This is a genomic window from Geodermatophilus sp. SYSU D00779, from assembly GCF_054050595.1.
Genome location: NZ_JBJGZQ010000028.1, coordinates 51,993 through 68,564, shown reverse-complemented (window position 1 = coordinate 68,564; position 16,572 = coordinate 51,993). Strand labels below are relative to the sequence as shown.

Below are 16,572 nucleotides of genomic sequence, written 5' to 3'. Positions count from 1 at the left end.
GACAACTCGCCCGCCGGGACCCGTGCCACCTCCTCCGGCCGCAGGGCCGGCGGCACGGGGACGTTCGACGACCCGATCACGCTCGCCGTGGGCTACGCGGGGGGCGACGAGTCCCCCGTCGGGACGGTCTTCTACGTCCCGCCGGTCCGCGCGTACTCCGTGGTGGAGGACCGCTGCGGCGGCTGCTCGGACCCGACGGGCGGGGCCGACTACACCATCGACCCGTGGGTCGGCAGCGACCCGGACTCCTCCTGCATGTACGCGGTCACCGGGGCGCACACCGTCGTCCGCGACGCCGGCCCGGGCTGGGCCGTGGAGTACCGGCCGTACGAGCTCGGATCGGACTGCAGCACCTCCGGCGAGACCCCGAGGGCGGCCTGACCGGACCTGCGGCACCGGCGACGGGTCAGTACGGTCGGCGCACGTCCCGACGGAGGTGCCCGTGCCCGACCAGCCCGCTCCCCCGCCGGGCTGGTCGCTGCGGGCCCTCGTCGCCGCCAACCGCGCCAAGACGCACCTCGACCGGGTGCTCGCCGAGCGCGCCCGCGCCCGCGGCTGGACGACGGCCGCGCTCGGCTACCCCGGCTACGCCGCGCAGGGCCGGGCGCGGGTGCGCGGGCGGCTGCTGCTGGCCCCGCCGGGCAGCGACCCGAACGCCCGCCTCGACATCCCGGGGTGGCGCCGGCTGCTGACCCTCGAGCAGCCGCACGGCGAGGTCGACGTGACCCTCGACGGGCTGCGGGTCCGCGCCCGCGCCGACGAGGCCGGCCTGGTCGACCTCGTCGTCCCCGCCGAGCTGCCGTCCGGGCGGGCGGCGGCGCTGCTGCACCCGGAGGGCCGCCCGCCGGTGCCCGCACCGCTGCACGTCGCCGCCCCGGACGCCACGCGCGGCGTCGTCTGCGACATCGACGACACCGTCTGGATCACCGGCATCCGCCACCCGCTGCGCGCCGCCTGGCGCACCTTCGCGGGCAACGGCTCGACCCGCCGTCCGGTCGCCGGCATGGCCGCGCTGCTCACCCGGCTGACCGCGGCAGGGGCCTCCGCGCCGGTCGTCTACCTGAGCAACGGGCCGTGGAACCTGGCCGGCCCGATCTCCGCCTTCCTCGAGCGGCACGGCTTCCCCGCCGGCGCCCTGCTGCTCACCGACTGGGGCATCAGCCCGCGCGCCTGGTTCCGCAGCGGCCGGGCGCACAAGCGGGCCTCGCTGGAGCGGCTGGCGAGCGACCTGCCCGGCGTGCGGTGGGTCCTCGTCGGCGACGACGGCGAGCACGACCCGGAGGTCTACGGCGACTTCGCCCGGTCGCACCCGGAGCACGTCGCCGCGATCGCGCTGCGCACCGTCGCCCCGATCGGCACGACCCCGCCGGAGACCGAGGAGCGGGTCGGCACCGTCCCCGTCGTCCGCGCCGGCGACGGCCGGGCGCTCGCCGACCTGCTCGACCGTGCCGGTGTGCTCGCCGCACCCGCGCTCCGGGGGTAGGCGGGCGGGTCAGGCGGGGCGGACGACGAGCGGCAGCCGGGTGACGGCGACCATCGTCCACGGGTTGCGGTGCTCGACCGGCTCGTCGGCGGCGACCTCGACGTCGCGGTAGCGCTCGAACAGCAGGCGCAGCGCCACCCTGGCCTCGAGCCGGGCCAGCGGCGCGCCGAGGCAGAAGTGGACGCCGTGCCCGAAGGTCAGGTGCGGGTTGGGCCGGCGGTGCAGGTGGAAGCGCTGCGGCTCGGCGAACACCCGGCCGTCCCGGTTGGCCGCGGCCAGCCAGGGCAGCACGACCTGACCGGCCGGGATGCGCGCGCCGCCCACCCACGCGTCGGTGGTGGTGAGCCGGGCCAGGCGCGGGAACGGCGTCCGCAGCCGCAGCACCTCCTCGATCGCGGCCGGCAGCAGCGCCGGGTCGGCGCGCACCGCGGCGGCGGCCTCGGGCGCGTCGGAGAAGGCCAGCACGGCGTTGCCCAGCGTCGCGGTGGTGGTGATGTGGCCGGCGACGAGCAGCAGGCCGACGAAGCCGACGATCTCCTCGTAGGCCAGCCGCTCGCCGTCCACCTCGGCCTGCACCAGGCGGCTGGTCAGGTCGCTGCCCGGGCGCCGCCGCCGGGACCGGATGTGGGCGAGGAAGTACTCGTTCATCTCCCGGACGACCGGCGCGACGGCGCTCATCGCCTGCTCCCCGGCCTCGAGCAGCGCCTGGTCGGGGTCGATCTCCTGACCGAGCAGCACGTCGGCCCACCGGCGGAAGAGCGCCCGGTCGGAGGTCGGGACGCCGAGCAGTTCGGCGATGACGATGACCGGCAGGGGGTACGCGAGCGCGTCGACGAGGTCGAAGCGCTCGCCGGCCTCGTCCAGCAGCTCGGTGGTCAGTGCGGAGATGCGCGGCTCGAGGTCGGCCACGACACGGGGGGTGAACGCCTGGCTGACCAGGGAGCGCAGCGTCCGGTGCCGCGGCGGGTCCATCCGGACGAGGTTGCCGCGTTGGAAGAGCGCGAAGTCGTCCTGGGCGGGCTGCAGGGCGGTGAGGTCGGAGGAGAACACGGCCGGGTCGGAGAGGACGGTGCTCGCCTCCGGGTGGCCGAGCACGTGCCAGCACTGCTGGTGCTCGTCGAAGTGGACCTGACCCTGGTCCCGGCCGGCCTCCAGCCAGGCCAGGAACTCGTCGAAGGAGGGTCGGGTGGTCGTCATGCGGGTCACCTCCGGGGAGGGGTCCGACGGTCCTCCCCTCCCGCACCGACCACCAGGGGCGAGCGGCACTGGTGCGGCAGGACGACGCGCCGGTCGGTGCGGGCACCGACAGATGCCGCCAGAACGGGCCCGCGCTTTCGGCCCATTTCTGCCAGTGCCTCCGGGCGCCCGCGTTCCGTAACGTCACGTACAGCAACGAGGCCGTACCGGTCCGTCACTCACCCGTCCGACTCCCCCTTCCCCGAGGAGCCCTCCGTGTCCACGTTCTCCCGCCCGCACCTCTCCCTGGTCCCCGGCTGGTCCGACGCCCCCGCCGCCACCCCCTCCGCCTCGCCGTGGACGGACCTGTCCCCCGCGGGCGACGCGTCGTGGCGGCTGGAGGCGCTGTGCGCGGAGACCGACCCGGAGGCGTTCTTCCCGGAGAAGGGCGGCTCGACCCGAGACGCCAAGCGCGTGTGCAGCGGCTGCACGGTGCGGGCCGAGTGCCTGGAGTTCGCCCTGGCCAACGACGAGCGCTTCGGCATCTGGGGCGGTCTCTCCGAGCGCGAGCGGCGCCGGCTGCGCCTGCAGCAGCGCACCCACCTCAGCGCCTGACCCGGACCCGCCTCCCGCCGGGCCGCACCACGGCGCTCACCCGGACGGGATCCGGCGCCGGCGAGGTATCTGGCGGGCCGGCCGCTGCTCAGGTGGGTACCGGCCGACGCGCCCCCGGAGCGGGGCGGGGCCGACAGGACCGCCGGCCGGCGGTGTCCCCGCCGGCCGGGCACGAGAGGAGGCGCACGGTGCTCGATCGACTGCTCCTGCCGCCGCGGCCGCTGGTGGCGCTCGCCCCCCGCCGGGTGCACCCGTGACGGGCGCCGGACCGGGGACGGGGGCCTCCCTGCAGCCCCCGGTGCAGACGTTCCCGCCGGTCGTCCTCGGCAGCCTCGCCGACCAGCTCGGCGCCGACTTCGCCTCCGCCTGCGCCGAGCTCGCCCGGGCCCGGCTGCGCCGGCGCGACCGGGACAGCCGCGAGCACCGGGCCGCCGTCGAGGAGTGCTCGGCCCGGGTCGACGTCGTCCTCGACCTGTACCTCGAGGCCTGTCACGCCGGGCGGGCGGTGCGCTGAGCAGGACGGCCGCCGGCCTCCCTGGAGCCGACCGCGCCCGAGCGCCTCGTATCACGGCGCCCCGTGTCCGCTCCGGATGGGCACGGGAGCGACCAGGGAGGACGAGATGACCTCGAGCGCAGGAGTCCGGCGGGGCGAGCGGTTCGACCGCGAGCAGATCGCGGTCGACACCGAGCACCGGCGGGTCGTCGTGGACCTGCTGGCCGACAGCGGGTCCCCCGACGTGACCGGGACCGACCAGCCGCTGCCCGCGCTGGGCCGAACCCTGCGGACGGTGCCCGGTCCGGCCTCCCGGGGCGTCCGGGACCTGCCGGACGCCGACCTGCCCCACATCGGCGGCAGCGACGGCGCGCCGGAGCCGGTGGGTGCGGTACCGCTCGAGCTCCGCCCCGACGGCCCCCTCGCGCCCCTCACCGTCGGCGTCCTGGACAGCGCGATGGGGCCCGACCCGGCGCTCGGCGGCAGCTGCGTGACAGGACGCCCCGTCCGGGCCCAGGCGCCCTCCCGGCCGGTCCCGGGGCACGCCACCGTCGTCGCCGGCCGGGTGCCGCGGCGGACACCCGGGGCCGTGCTCGACGCCCAGCGGGAGGACGGCCGGGTGGCCCAGGAGGAGCGCGCAACGGCACGGCGGGCGCTCGGCCGCATCGCACCCCGCCGCCACGGGGACGGCCACGACGTCCACGCAGACCGACCGTGAGGGAGGGGACGCCGGCGACCGCGACCGGAGCGAGCGGACGAGGAGCTGAGGGACGTGCGCGGAGGGTGGACGAGAGACGATGCGGGGCTGGAGCGCGCCCTCGCCGAGGCCGTACTCGCCGCACGGGCGGTCCCGGCGCAGTTCCGGGTGGCAGCCCGGGCGGCCTACGACTGGCGCACGCGGGACGCCCAGCTGGCGACCCTCGCCCGGGACCGCGCCGCCGTCCCGGGGACCCGCTGGAGGGGCCGGGAGGACGTGGCCGCGCTCCGGGACCTGACCTTCGTCGCCACCGACCTCACCGTGGAGGTGGAGCTCGACGGGGAGCGCCTGCTCGGGCAGGTGGTCCCCCGGGGACCGGGACGGGTGCAGCTGCAGACCATGGACGGCGACCGGGCGTCCGCGGAGATCGACGCCCTGGGGTGCTTCGTCCTCCGGCCCGTCCCCCACGGGTGCTTCCGCCTGCACCTGCGCACCGCCGCGGGCGCCCGCGTGGTCACCGCCTGGGTCGGCCCCGGGCCGGAGGGCGCGTGGCGGTGACCGGGCCTGCCGCGGGCCTACGCTGAACCGGCCGCGCCGGGTTCGGGGGCGCGTCGGCGCCGACGCGGACGGAACCCGCAGCGGACGCGACGACGGCGGCCCCGCTCGCCGCTACAGCCGGAGCCACCCGGTGGTGACGGCCGCGTCGTCCGTCCGGCACACCAACCGGACCGGTCCGCACTCCGGCCGGGGCAGCCGGAAGCAGCCCAGCGCGTCGGCGTCCGCCTCGGCGAGGACCGCCAGGGGACCGGCCAGGGTCACCCGGCCGGGCCCCGGCGGGACGAGCTGGCCCATGACGTCCGCGCCCACCTCGAGCTCCACGGACAGCGCGGCGCCCCGGAAGACCAGTTCGCGCGGGCCGTCCGAGGGAGCGGCGCGGACGTCGCCCGCGTCGGTCCGGAGCGCCGAGTCGTGCGCGAGGACGAGGAGCTCGAGCTCGTCCACGGTCCTCCAGGCGAACGCCGCACGGGCCGCGACCCGCATGCTCTCGGGTACGGCCCGTGCCGCGCTCCACGCCTCCGCCAGCTCCGCGAGCAGCGGGTCATCGCCGTTGTGCGGTGGGTGCGCGCTCATCCCGGTCCCCTCCCGTGTGGGCTGCCGCAGACTCTCCCGCGAGCAGTGCGCGCACGGCAGGGGTCTCTCGCAGCCGCTCGAGGCACCGGGCCCGGGTCGGGCCGATGCTCCCGATCGGCATACCCGTGAGCTCGGAGATCTCGCGGTAGGTCCGCGGCGGGTCCTCCGCCAGGAGCACCAGCAGGCGGCGGTCCGCGGGGCGCAGCTGCGCGAGGCCGTCCCGCAACGCCTGCTGCCGCTCCGCCCGGAGGAGCTCGGTCTCCACCACCTCGTCGTCGACCGCGGCGTCGAGGGTGCGGTCGGTCAGCGGGTCGACGAGCTGCTCGCGGCGGCCGGCCCTGCTCAGGCGGCTGCACTCGTGCCGGGCCGTCGTCAGGATCCACTTGGGGAGGGCACGCGGCTCGCGGAGGTGGTCGAGGTGTTCCACCAGGCGCAGCCACACCGTCTGGTTGACGTCCTCGGCGTCGCTCCGGGCGAGCCGATAGGCGCGCGTCACCGAGTACACCAGCGGCAGGTACCGGTCGACGATGGCGTTCCACGCCCCCTGGTCACCGCGCGACGCGGCCGTGACCAGTTGGGGGACGTCGTCGTCAACGAGCATGCGTGCCACCTCCTGCCATCGAGGGGCGCAGAGCGTCCCGCAGCGGGGTGTTGACCGGTTCTCCCCGGACAGAGGACGCGGAGGGCCAGGAGATACCGGGAGGGCCGTGATCGGGTGGGGCGTGCGGACGACGTCGTCCGACCCCGACGGCTCCGCTCAGGACGACGTCCTGCGCACGTCGACCGGGACCGGCGTCGTCCGCGGGGTGCCTCGGCCGGTCGGGCACGGCCGGCCCCAGCGGTGCCGGCCGGCGGTGTCCCGGGTGCCGGGACTACACCGCACGCGCCGGATGGGCACGACCCCTCCTCACCGGGTCGGGGGTCCCACCGGGCGCCGCGGGGTGCGGGGACCGTCCGGCGGGGACGTCGACGGTCCCGTGGCACTCGCCGGGGACCGGGGTGGCCGGGGAGGCGAGGGCCGGTTGCGAGCGGCGCTCGAGCACGTCGGTCGGCACGCGTACGCCGGCGACCGTGACCACCTCCGGCACGGGGGTGGTCCCCAGCGCGGCCAGCGCCTCCGGCTCGGCGCGCTTCTCCTCCACGGTGAACTGCACCACCAGCTCGCCGGTCGGCCGGCCCCCGACCACCCGGTGCCCGAGGCCGATCGAGGTGATGTTCGGGTCGTCGAGGTAGCGGCGGCCCTCGGTCCGGATGAGGCGGCGCAGCCCGCTGAGCAGCTCCCCGTACGGGACGTCGCGGCGCGGGTCTGCCGGACCGGGTGACTGCGTGGTCATGGCCGACCTCCGGGGCTCTCGGTGGGAGCGCGGGCCCGGCCACCCCCCCGAGACCGTGGCCGGGCCCACGTCGGACAGAGCGCCCGTCCGGCTCGGCTGATACACCGCCGTCGGTGCTTCCTCAGGAGGCCAGCCGCCGTCCCTCGCCGAGGTGGGCGACCAGGCGGGTCAGCTGGTCGGTCGGGTCGATGCCGAGCTCGTCGCGCAGCCGCGTGCGGAACTGCCGGTAGGCGGAAACGGCGGCGGCCACGTCGCCCTCGGCCAGGTGGACCCGCACGAGGAGGCGGTACGCGCTCTCCCGCAGCGGCTCCCCGCGCACGGCGAAGTGGGCCGCCGCCACCGCGTCGCCGGGTCGGCCCGCCGCGGCCAGCCGTGCGGCGAGGGTCTCCAGCGCGTACAGCCGCAGCTGCCGCAGCCGCTCCCGCTCGACGAGCACCCAGTCGTCGTGCCAACCGGGCAGCAGGTCGCCCAGCAGGTCCGCGGGCGGCAGGTCCAGGTCGTCGAGGTCGGTGCGCGGGTCCCGGGTCCGGATCGCCCAGGCGACCAGCTCACGGACGTCGACGCCCACACCGGGGGCGAGCGCGAGCGCGCCCCCGGCGGTGTCGAGCAGTCCCGGCGCCACGCGGTGCAGCCGCCACAGCGCCGACCGCAGGCTCGCCTGCGCCTGCTCCTCCGGGACGTCGCCCCACAGCTGCCCGGCGACCGCTGCCCGGCCGGGCCGCCCGGCGAGGCAGACGAAGGCGACCAGCCGCTGCACGGCACGGGGGACGACGTCCCGCCCGGTCGGTCGCCTTCGCTCCGGGAGCAGGGTGAAGCCGTCCAGCAGGTCGATCCGCGCGTCCATGAGTTCCCCCTCCGGCGGTGCCCGACCGACAGAGGACGGCGGCGGCCCCGCTGATACGGCGGGGGCGGTGACGCGGACGTGACGATGCGGTGACGCCGTCCCCGCATCGTCGCTGGTCCGGGCGGCACCTCGTCGTCCGCGGGACGAGGGAGGTCCGTCCATGACCGGGGGAACCACGACCGGGACGACGGTGCAGAACCCGCTGACGCTCGTCATGCCCGTCCGGCCCGAGGCCCGGGAGGCGCTGCGGGCGGAGGTCGACCGGCTGCAGGCGCTGCCGCGGGAGGAGAACCCGGTGATCACCGCGCTCGACGCGATCGGCACCGTGCACTTCGCCCGGTTCGTCTTCCTCGACGACGAGCGGCTGGCCGTGATCACCACCTACGACGGCGACTTCGAGCGCTACATCATGGACTTCGTCAACCACATCGGGCCGGTGTTCGACATGCTGCTGCGGCACATGGCCGACCCGCCGCCGCTGCCGGTGCAGCAGCACCCCGAGGAGTTCCTCGCCTACGTGCGCCGGCACGACCTGGGGTGCGTCGGCCCCTTCTACAGCGCCTACCCCACCCGATCGGTCCTGGACATCCGTGCTGACGACGCCGGCTGACCGCAGCGTCCCGGGGGACGCCGACGTGCTCGACCTGGCCGACGTGCAGGGGCTGGTCGTCCGCGGCTACACCATGCCCCACGCGCGCCACCTGCTGATGCGCGTGGACTCGGTGCCGGCCGCCCGGGCGCTGCTGGGCTCGCTGGTCGACGGCACGCCCGGCCGGCCGCAGGTCACCACGGCGACCCCGTGGGAGGTCAGGCCCGACTCCTGCCTCAACGTGGCGGTCACCGCGGAGGGGCTCGAGGTGCTGGGGGCGTCGCTGTCCGGCTTCCCCGCCGAGTTCACCCAGGGCGCCGTCGCCCGCGCCGGCGTCGTGGGGGACGTCGGGCCGAGCGACCCCGCGCACTGGCGGCCGGTGTTCACCGGGCCGGGCCTCCACCTGCTGCTCTCGCTGTCCGCCGTGTCGCCGGAGGCGCGCGAACGGGCCACCGACGCCCTCCTGGCCGGGACCGCACCCGGGCTCACCGAGCTCGACCGCGTGGACGCCGACCTGCTGCCGAACCGGACCGACCACTTCGGGTACGTGGACGGCATCTCCCAACCGACCGTCGCCCCCGCCCCGCCGCCGGGCCCACCGGACCGGCTGCCGGTCCAGCCGACGGGGGCCTTCCTGCTCGGCCACCCCAGCCAGTTCACCGACCACCGCTACCCCGTCCCCGACCCGCCGGCCCTCGGCCGCAACGGCAGCTTCGCGGCGTTCCGGGTCATGGCCCAGGACGTCGACGCCTTCTGCGCGCTGCTGGCCGAGCAGTCACGGCGCACCGGCATGTCCCCCGAGCTGGTCGCCGCGAAGCTGTGCGGGCGGTGGCGGAGCGGGACGCCGCTGGTCCTCTCCCCCGACGTCGACTCCCACCTGCCGCCCGAGGCGCTCAACGACTTCGACTACGCCGGTGACGAGCGGGGCGATCGCTGCCCGATCGGCGCGCACGTCCGGCGGATGCACCCGCGCGACTCCCGGGTCGCCGGCAACGGGGGCTCCAAGCACCGCATCGTCCGGCGCGGGCTGACCTACGGCCCGCCCCACGACCCTGCCCGGCCGCGCGACGGGCAGGAGCGCGGGGTCGTCGGCCTGTTCATCGGCGCCAGCCTGCGCGACCAGTTCGAGTTCCTCATGGCCGAGTGGGCGCACGACGGGCTCTTCGCGCCCGGGCTGGGCCGCACGCAGGACCCCTTCCTCGGCACCGGCGCCGGGGAGGGCGCGGGGGGCACCTTCCGCTTCCGCGCCTCCGGGAGGAGGGCCGAGCTGACCGACCTGCCGCGGCTGGTCACCACGCGCGGCTGCGCCTACGTCTTCCTCCCCAGCCTCACCGGGATCCGCCACCTGGCCGGCCGGTGACGCGGCGGGACGCGTCGCCTCGCGCTCGGCGTCCCCGTGGGATCACCGAGCGGGAGGCGGACGGCGGCTCAGGTCAGCGCCGCGTCGTGCAGGCCCGCCGTCTCCAGCGCCGTCCGCAGCCGGCCCAGGATCCGGGCCCGGGTCGGGCCGATGCTGCCCACCGGGATGCCGAGGCCGGCGCTGATCTCCTCGTAGCTCACCGGCGGCGAGCTGACCAGCATGCCCAGCAGCGCCCGGTGCCGCGGGGGGAGGGTGGCCACGGCCCGGCGGACCAGGACCTGCTGGTCCTGCCGCACGGCGCTCGTCTCCGGCCCGTCGTCGGTGTGGCCGCCGTGGTCGAAGGCCGAGCACGGCTCGGCGGCGTCGACCGGGGACTCGCGGTGCGACTGGCGGGCCGCCGCCAGGCAGGCCCGGCGCGTCGTCGTCCGCAGCCACCCGGGCAGGCGCTCCGGCTCGCGGATCTCGGCCAGGTGCTCCACCAGCCGCAGCCAGGTCGTCTGGACGGCGTCGGCCGTCTGCGCCTCGCTGAGCCGGAAGCCCCGCGCCACGGACCACACCAGGACGCTGTACTCGTCGACGATCCCCTGCCACGCCCGCTGGTCACCCTGAGCGGCGCGCCGGACCAGGCCGGTCACCTCTGCGGCGTCCATGGCGGCTCCCCTCGTCCCGGACGGCTGCCTCGCCGTCGGACGGGAGCGTCGGGGGGCCGTGTTAGCCGGGCGTCAGCCGGGACCGGAGGGGGTGTCAGCCGGCCGTCAGCCGGGCGGCCGGCCGCGGTGCACCTCGAGGCGCCGGGCCAGGGCGACCGTGCGCGGCTGGGCCGGGACGCCCAGCTCGGCGAGCGCCTGCAGGCAGCGCCGCAGCTGCCGGCGCGCGTCGACGAGGTCCCCGGACTCCAGCAGCGCGGCGACGAGCAGCTGGTGGGCCTCCTCCGACCAGTTGTCGACCCCGAGCGCACGCTCGCCCAGCGTCCGGGCGGTGGCGGCGTCACCCCGCGCCAGGAGGAGCTCCCCGGCACGGACGGCGGCCCCGACGAACCGGCCGCGCAGCCGGTCGCGCTCCCACTGCAGCCAGTCCCCGCCGCTCACGTCGGGCAGGAAGTCGGTGTCCCAGAGCGCGAGCGCCTGCTGGTAGGCGGCCAGTGCGGCCGACGGCGCGCCCTGGTGCTCCAGCCGCGCGGCCTCGTCGAGGTGCCGCTCGAACTCCACCACGTCCACCTGCAGCGCCTCGTCGACGACCAGGTGCAGGATCGGCCCGTTGCTGCGGACGAAGTACGGCGCGTCCGGCTCCCGGCGGTCGGGCTCCAGCAGGGCGTGCAGGTAGGCGAGGGTCACCCGCAGGTTGCGGGCCGCGGCGACCTCGTCGAGGTCGGGCCACAGGTCGGCGGTGACGGCGGCCCGCGTCGGCCGGTCGTGGGTGAGCAGGTAGCCCAGCAGCTGACGCACCCGCTCGCGGCGCAGCTCGCGGGCCACCACGACGGTCCCGTCGCGGCGCAGCTGCATCGGTCCCAGCACGCGCAGCTCGAGCCGGGACGTCGGGGCCGCCGGCATCTCCCGGAGCAGCCGCCGGGCGGTGGCGGCGACCGGCGGGGGGCCGGAGGCGCTCATCCCCCGCAGCGTGCGCCGGGCCCGCGGCCCGAGCTCCTCCACCAGCGCCCGCCCCTCCTCCAGCCCCGAGGCGACCATCCCGAGGGCCAGCTCCGCCGTCCACGGCCCCGGGAGCACCGCCCGCACGACCGCACGCGCGTCCGCCGACAGGCGTCGGACCGGCTCCAGACGCCCCTCCTCCCGGAGGGCGACGAGCGCCCGGGAGAGCTCGAGGACCGCCTCGAAGCAGCCCGGCGGCGGTTCGGCGTCCCACTGGGGCCGGACCTCCGGGAGCAGCACGTAGAGCAGCGGCAGGGCCGCCGGTGTCACCGTCAGGACCCCCCGGCGCCGGCTCAGCCGGAGGTGCTGCACCGACCGCAGCGCGGCGGCGGCGGCCGTCTCGTCGCCGGCCGACACGGCGACGGCGGCCTCGGCCACGGCGGCGGCGACCGGCGCCCAGTCGACCGTCGAGTCGGCGAGCGCCGCCCGCGAGGCACGCAGCAGCTCCGCGGCCTCCGCGTCGCGGCCGAGGACGCCGAGCAGGACGACGGCGTAGGTGACGCACTCCGGGGAGGTGCACACCCGGGCGGAATCGATGCCGGCGAGCAGGTCCGGCAGCAGCGCCGCCGCCTGGTCGAGGCGGCCCCGCAGCCGCAGCGACTCCAGCAGCAGGCACTGGGTCTGGACCAGCATGTTCGGGGCCGGCTGCTGGAGCGCCGCCCGGGCGACGGACTCGGCGGCTGCCGCGTCCCCCAGTGAGCGCAGCAGCAGGTGGCCGCGCAGCCACTCCTGCACCGGGCTGAGCGCGGTCCCCGCGACCAGTGCCGGACTGGCCAGCTGGGCCCGGACCTCACCCGGGGTGCGCGCGAGCAGACCGCGGAACAGGGGGATCCAGCTCGCGGCGCGCTCGTGGCCGTGCGCGGCCAGGTCGGTCAGCCGCTCGATGACGTGCCGCATCCGCGTGCCGTCGCTGCGGCGGAAGGCCACCTCGAGGAGGGCGTTGAGGCAGGCGACGCGTACCGGCGCGGTGTCGGGCGCCAGCGCGAAGGCCCGCTCGAGGATCTGCTCGGCGGCGTCCGGGCTGATGGGCTCGGCGACCATCGCCGACAGGAGCAGTCCCTCCGCGCTCCCCTGCACCGCCGGCGGCAGCCGGCGCAGCCACCCCTCGAGCTGGTCCGGCGGGACCAGCGGCGTGCCGACCTCGCACACCTCGACCACGACACGCCGGAGGTCCTCCCACGCGCCGGCCTCGGTCAGCAGGTCCACGGCGTCGTGGTAGCGGTGGCGGCGGGCCAGGACCAGGCCCGCGGTGCGGCGCACCGCCGCCACCTCGGCCGGGTCCAGCTGGTGCTGGAGGACCTCGGTCCACAGTCCGTGCAGCGACCACCAGCCGGAGCGGCCACGGGCGACGAGCGGCAGCCCGTCGAGCAGCTCCTCGAGCCGCACGTCCGCTCCGAGCAGCGCCGTGGCGAGCTCGTCGTCCGCGCCGCCGACGGCGACGAGCACGGCGAGCGCGCGGCGCCGGTCCGACGTGAGCCGGCTGAGCAGCTCCTCCCACACGTAGCCGCTGACCGCGTACGGGCCGGCGGTCGCGGTCAGCTCGGCCAGGGCGGGCCAGCCGCCCACGTCCCGCAGCAGGTCGGGCGCGACGTGCCGGGACGCCGCGAACGCGGCCACCTCGTCGTCCTCGAAGTGCAGCTCGGACTCGCCCACGACGACCGCGTCGCCGGTGGCGAGCAGCCGGGAGGTGCGCACGGGCAGCGGCGGGCGGGAGGCGAGGACGACGTGGCCGTTCCGCGGCAGCTCCTCGACGAGCTCGGCGACGAAGTGGCCACCGGGCGAGCTCGGCCCCACGAGGTGGACGTCGTCGAGGATCAGCGCCACCTGCCGGGGCGCGGCGTGCCAGATGGCCTCGGCGACGGTGACCGCGGCCTCCCGCGGGTCGTCGGGGACGGGCGCGGTGAGGCCGACGGCGGCGAAGGCACCGGCGCCCAGGAAGGACAGCGCCGTGTCGTCGCGCTGGCAGGTCAGCCAGCGGTCCTCCCCGAGGGGCGAGAGGGTGTTCTCCTGCACCGCCTGCGCCAGCAGCGTCGTCTTCCCGAAGCCGGCCGGCGCCACGACGGCGGTCAGGCGCCGCTCGAAGCGGGTGTGCAACCGGTCCAGCAGCCGGGGCCGGACGATGAGCCCACGGTCGGCGAGTGGCGGTGTGTACCGGAACGCCCGGCTCATGGGCGGACTGTACGGACGCCGCGCCCCTCGGGGGACCCACCGGATCGCGCCAGTCCGGCCCGCCGACGCCGGGTGCGGGTCGCGACGGCGACGGTGGGGGCGCCGCCGTCCCCACCCGGTCAGCCGGGCAGCACCTTGCCGGGGTTCATCAGCCCGGCCGGGTCGAGCAGCTGCTTGACCCCGCGCATCAGCTCCAGCTCCAGCGGGCTCTTGTAGCCGGCGACCACGTCGCGCTTGGACTGCCCGAGCCCGTGCTCGGCGCTGATGCTGCCGTCGAAGGCGGACACCGAGTCGTACACGATCCGGCTCAGCACGCCGGCCCGCGCGTGGAAGGCCCCGTCGTCCCTCGGCTCGGGTCCGCTCAGGTTGTAGTGCAGGTTGCCGTCCCCGACGTGGCCGTAGGCCACGACCCGGACGCCGGGCAGGGCCTGGGCCAGCGCCCGGTCGGTGGCGGCCACGAACGCCGGGATCGAGCTGATCGGCACGGTGACGTCGTGCTTCAGGCTCGGGCCCTCGCGGTTCTGCGCCTCGGAGATGCCCTCGCGCAGCGCCCACAGCGCGGCGACCTGCGCCGAGCCGGAGGCGACCACGGCGTCGGCCACGACGTCCCGCTCGACCGCCTCCCCCAGCGCCGCCTCCACCACCGCGTCGAGGGCGGCGTCGGGCAGCGTGTCGCTGAGCTCGACCAGCGCGTACCAGGGGTGCACGTCGGTGATGGGGTCGCGGGCCCCCGCCGCGTGGCGCAGCACGAACTCCACGCTCTGCCGGGACATGAGCTCGAAGGCCGTCAACCGGTCGCCGGCCGACTCGCGGACCAGGCCGATGAGGTCCACCGCCGCCTGCGGGTCCGGCAGCGCCACCCACGCCGTCGCCCGGCTGCGGACGGCCGGGAACAGCTCGAGCACGGCGGCGGTGATGACGCCGAGCGTCCCCTCGGCACCGACGAACAGCTGCTTGAGGTCGTAGCCGGTGTTGTCCTTGCGCAGGCCGCGCAGCCCGTCCCACACCCGCCCGTCGGGCAGCACGACCTCCAGTCCCAGGGTGAGGTCGCGCATCGTGCCGTAGCGCAGCACCCCGGTGCCGCCGGCGTTGGTGGCCAGGTTGCCACCGATCGTGCAGCTGCCCTCGGCGCCCAGGGACAGCGGGAACAGCCGGCCCGCGGCCGCGGCCGCCTCCTGCACGGTCCGCAGCACCACGCCGGCCTCCACGGTGATCGTCGAGTTCGCCGCGTCGAGGTCCCGGATCCGCCGCATCCGGGTCAGCGAGAGCACCACCTGCCGGCCGGAGGCGTCGGGCACCGCGCCGCCGCACAGCCCGGTGTTGCCGCCCTGCGGGACGACGGCGACGCCGCGCTCCCGGCACAGCGCGACCACCGCGGCCACCTCCTCGGTGCTGGCGGGGCGGACGACGGCCGCCGCCGTCCCCGAGTACGCGCCCCGCCAGTCGGTGAGGAAGCCCGCCGGGTCGTCGACCACCCCCGCCGGCCCGACGAGGTCCCGCAGCCGGGCGGCGAGGTCCGCGGTCACCGCGCACCCCCGACGGCGAGCACCGGCGCCAGCCCGAGCACCCGGCGCGCCCAGGCCAGCTCGTCGGGCGTCGGGGGCGGCACGAGCTCCGCCAGCCGCGGCCCCCACTCGTCCCGCCGCCCCGGGGAGCCGGCGTCCAGGACGTCGAGCACGGTGGCCACGGCGGTGGAGGCGCCCGGCGAGGCACCGAGCAGGGCGGCCAGCGACCCGCCCGCCGAGGTGACGACCTCGGTGCCGAAGCCGACCAGGGTGCCGCGGCCGTCGGTCTCCTTGAGCACCTGCACCCGCTGCCCGGCGTTCACCAGCCGCCAGTCCTCCTCGCGTGCCGTGGGCACGAAGCGGCGCAGCGCCGCCATCCGGGACGACGGCCGGGCGGTGACCTGGCGGACGAGGTGGGCGACCAGGGCGCGGTTGTCGCGCACCGAGGCGAGCAGCACCGGCAGGTTGCCCGGCCGCACCGAGCGGACCAGGTCGCCGAGCCGGCCGCGGGTGAGGAAGCGCGGAGAGAAGGCGGCGAACGGGCCGAACAGCAGCGACTCGCGCCCGTCGACCACCCGCAGGTCCAGGTGCGGCACGGAGATCGCCGGCGCGCCGGGCTCGGCGTGGCCGTAGACCTTGCCGCGGTGCGCGGCCACCAGCTCGGGGCGGTCGGTGCGCAGGAACCGGCCGCTGATCGGGAAGGCGCCGTACCGCCGGACCTCGGGCACCCGCGCCGACTGCAGCAGCGGCAGCGTCCCGCCGCCGGCGCCGACGAAGACGTAGGGCGTCCGCAGCCGCCGCCGCGTCCCCGTCGCCCGGTCCCGCACCGCCAGCTCCCAGCGTCCGCCGCTCCGCCGCAGCGACGTCACCTCGGTGCCCAGCCGCACCTCGCCACCGCGCGCCCGCAGGGCCGCCAGCAGCTGCCGGGTGAGGACGCCGAAGTCGACGTCGGTGCCCTGCGCCGCCCGGGTGGCGGCCATCGGCTCGCCCTCCGCGCGCCCCGCCATCACGAGCGGGACCCAGGTGGCGAGCACGTCCGGGTCGTCGCTGTACTCGAGGTCGGCGAAGAGGGGGTGGCAGCGCAGCGCCTCGAAGCGGGCCCGCAGGTACGCCACCCCGTCGGCGCCGCGGCCCAGGCCCAGGTGCGGCACCGACCGGACGAACGCCGCGGGCGGCCCCAGCTCACCGCGCTCGACCAGCCGGGCCCAGAACACCAGGGAGGCGGCGAACTGCTCGGCGATCAGCACGGCGGCGCCCGGGTCGACGGTGCCGTCGGGCCGCCGCGGCGTGTAGTTGAACTCGCACAGCCCGGCGTGCCCGGTGCCGGCGTTGTTCTCCGCGGCCGAGCTCTCGCACCCGGCCTCGTCCAGCCGCTCGACGACGAGGACCCGCCGGTCCGGCTCGGCCTGGGCGAGCAGCATCCCGAGCGTCGCGCTCATCACCCCACCGCCCACCAGCACGGCGTCCCAGTCCTCGACCGACCCGGTTCCCGGCACGGTACGCACGCTAGGGAGCTGCTGCGATGCCTGT

17 protein-coding genes are annotated in these 16,572 nt (G+C 76.9%); 8 read left to right on the top strand and 9 right to left on the bottom strand.

Annotated features, from left to right (window positions below):
- Window positions 1-87 precede the first annotated feature (87 nt).
- Together ACI79G_RS20320 and ACI79G_RS20315 are read left to right on the top strand one after the other, a co-directional pair.
- On the top strand, window positions 88-381 hold the full coding sequence (locus ACI79G_RS20320) for a hypothetical protein (protein WP_456882878.1): 294 nt from the start codon (window positions 88-90) through the stop codon (window positions 379-381).
- A gap of 61 nt (window positions 382-442) precedes the next feature.
- Window positions 443-1,483, top strand: a complete 1,041-nt coding sequence (locus ACI79G_RS20315) for an App1 family protein (RefSeq protein WP_456882877.1) — start codon at window positions 443-445, stop codon at window positions 1,481-1,483.
- A 9-nt stretch (window positions 1,484-1,492) separates the two neighbouring features.
- Here ACI79G_RS20315 and ACI79G_RS20310 read toward each other — a convergent pair whose 3' ends face one another.
- Window positions 1,493-2,680, bottom strand: coding sequence for a cytochrome P450 (locus ACI79G_RS20310; protein WP_456882876.1), 1,188 nt, complete (start codon window positions 2,678-2,680; stop codon window positions 1,493-1,495).
- 255 nt (window positions 2,681-2,935) lie between these two features.
- Between ACI79G_RS20310 and ACI79G_RS20305 the strand changes: the two genes are divergently transcribed.
- The 4 genes from ACI79G_RS20305 to ACI79G_RS20290 all read left to right on the top strand — a co-directional run bounded on the left by ACI79G_RS20305 (window position 2,936) and on the right by ACI79G_RS20290 (window position 5,022).
- Window positions 2,936-3,274 carry a WhiB family transcriptional regulator gene (locus ACI79G_RS20305; protein ID WP_456882875.1) on the top strand — a complete coding sequence of 113 codons (339 nt, stop codon included), beginning with the start codon at window positions 2,936-2,938 and terminating at the stop codon, window positions 3,272-3,274.
- A 298-nt stretch (window positions 3,275-3,572) separates the two neighbouring features.
- Window positions 3,573-3,788 carry a hypothetical protein gene (locus tag ACI79G_RS20300; RefSeq protein ID WP_456882874.1) on the top strand — a complete coding sequence of 72 codons (216 nt, stop codon included), beginning with the start codon at window positions 3,573-3,575 and terminating at the stop codon, window positions 3,786-3,788.
- A 106-nt stretch (window positions 3,789-3,894) separates the two neighbouring features.
- A complete protein-coding gene (locus ACI79G_RS20295) occupies window positions 3,895-4,485 on the top strand; it encodes a hypothetical protein (RefSeq protein ID WP_456882873.1) in 591 nt (196 codons plus the stop codon).
- A 54-nt stretch (window positions 4,486-4,539) separates the two neighbouring features.
- Window positions 4,540-5,022 carry a hypothetical protein gene (locus tag ACI79G_RS20290; protein ID WP_456882872.1) on the top strand — a complete coding sequence of 161 codons (483 nt, stop codon included), beginning with the start codon at window positions 4,540-4,542 and terminating at the stop codon, window positions 5,020-5,022.
- A 111-nt stretch (window positions 5,023-5,133) separates the two neighbouring features.
- On the opposite strand, the gene ACI79G_RS20285 is transcribed toward ACI79G_RS20290, so the two are convergent.
- The 4 genes from ACI79G_RS20285 to ACI79G_RS20270 form a co-directional block, all read right to left on the bottom strand.
- Entirely contained in the window at window positions 5,134-5,595 is a 462-nt protein-coding gene (locus ACI79G_RS20285; RefSeq protein ID WP_456882871.1) for a hypothetical protein, read from the bottom strand.
- Entirely contained in the window at window positions 5,564-6,196 is a 633-nt protein-coding gene (locus ACI79G_RS20280; RefSeq protein WP_456882870.1) for an RNA polymerase sigma factor, read from the bottom strand. The genes ACI79G_RS20285 and ACI79G_RS20280 overlap by 32 nt, the downstream gene beginning before the upstream one ends.
- Before the next feature lie 271 nt (window positions 6,197-6,467).
- Window positions 6,468-6,929: a hypothetical protein gene (locus ACI79G_RS20275; RefSeq protein ID WP_456882869.1), complete on the bottom strand. Its 462-nt coding sequence runs from the start codon at window positions 6,927-6,929 to the stop codon at window positions 6,468-6,470.
- Between the two features lie 121 nt (window positions 6,930-7,050).
- Window positions 7,051-7,773 carry an AfsR/SARP family transcriptional regulator gene (locus ACI79G_RS20270; protein WP_456882868.1) on the bottom strand — a complete coding sequence of 241 codons (723 nt, stop codon included), beginning with the start codon at window positions 7,771-7,773 and terminating at the stop codon, window positions 7,051-7,053.
- 160 nt (window positions 7,774-7,933) lie between these two features.
- On the opposite strand from ACI79G_RS20270, the gene ACI79G_RS20265 reads away from it, so the two are divergent.
- On the top strand, window positions 7,934-8,383 hold the full coding sequence (locus ACI79G_RS20265) for a hypothetical protein (RefSeq protein ID WP_456882867.1): 450 nt from the start codon (window positions 7,934-7,936) through the stop codon (window positions 8,381-8,383).
- Window positions 8,364-9,722: a Dyp-type peroxidase gene (locus ACI79G_RS20260; protein WP_456882866.1), complete on the top strand. Its 1,359-nt coding sequence runs from the start codon at window positions 8,364-8,366 to the stop codon at window positions 9,720-9,722. Before ACI79G_RS20265 ends, ACI79G_RS20260 begins: the two co-directional genes overlap by 20 nt.
- 68 nt (window positions 9,723-9,790) lie before the next feature.
- Here the strand turns inward: ACI79G_RS20260 and ACI79G_RS20255 are convergent, their stop codons facing one another.
- The 4 genes from ACI79G_RS20255 to mqo all read right to left on the bottom strand — a co-directional run bounded on the left by ACI79G_RS20255 (window position 9,791) and on the right by mqo (window position 16,538).
- Complete coding sequence (locus ACI79G_RS20255; protein WP_456882865.1) at window positions 9,791-10,372, bottom strand: RNA polymerase sigma factor; 582 nt, start codon at window positions 10,370-10,372, stop codon at window positions 9,791-9,793.
- Window positions 10,373-10,477: 105 nt separating this feature from the next.
- Window positions 10,478-13,537, bottom strand: coding sequence for a BTAD domain-containing putative transcriptional regulator (locus ACI79G_RS20250; protein WP_456882864.1), 3,060 nt, complete (start codon window positions 13,535-13,537; stop codon window positions 10,478-10,480).
- 119 nt (window positions 13,538-13,656) lie between these two features.
- Window positions 13,657-15,063: an FAD-binding oxidoreductase gene (locus tag ACI79G_RS20245; RefSeq protein WP_456882863.1), complete on the bottom strand. Its 1,407-nt coding sequence runs from the start codon at window positions 15,061-15,063 to the stop codon at window positions 13,657-13,659.
- The gene (mqo, locus tag ACI79G_RS20240) at window positions 15,060-16,538 is read right to left on the bottom strand and encodes a malate dehydrogenase (quinone) (RefSeq protein WP_456882862.1); all 1,479 of its coding nucleotides are present in this window, start codon (window positions 16,536-16,538) and stop codon (window positions 15,060-15,062) included. Before mqo ends, ACI79G_RS20245 begins: the two co-directional genes overlap by 4 nt.
- Window positions 16,539-16,572 lie beyond the last annotated feature (34 nt).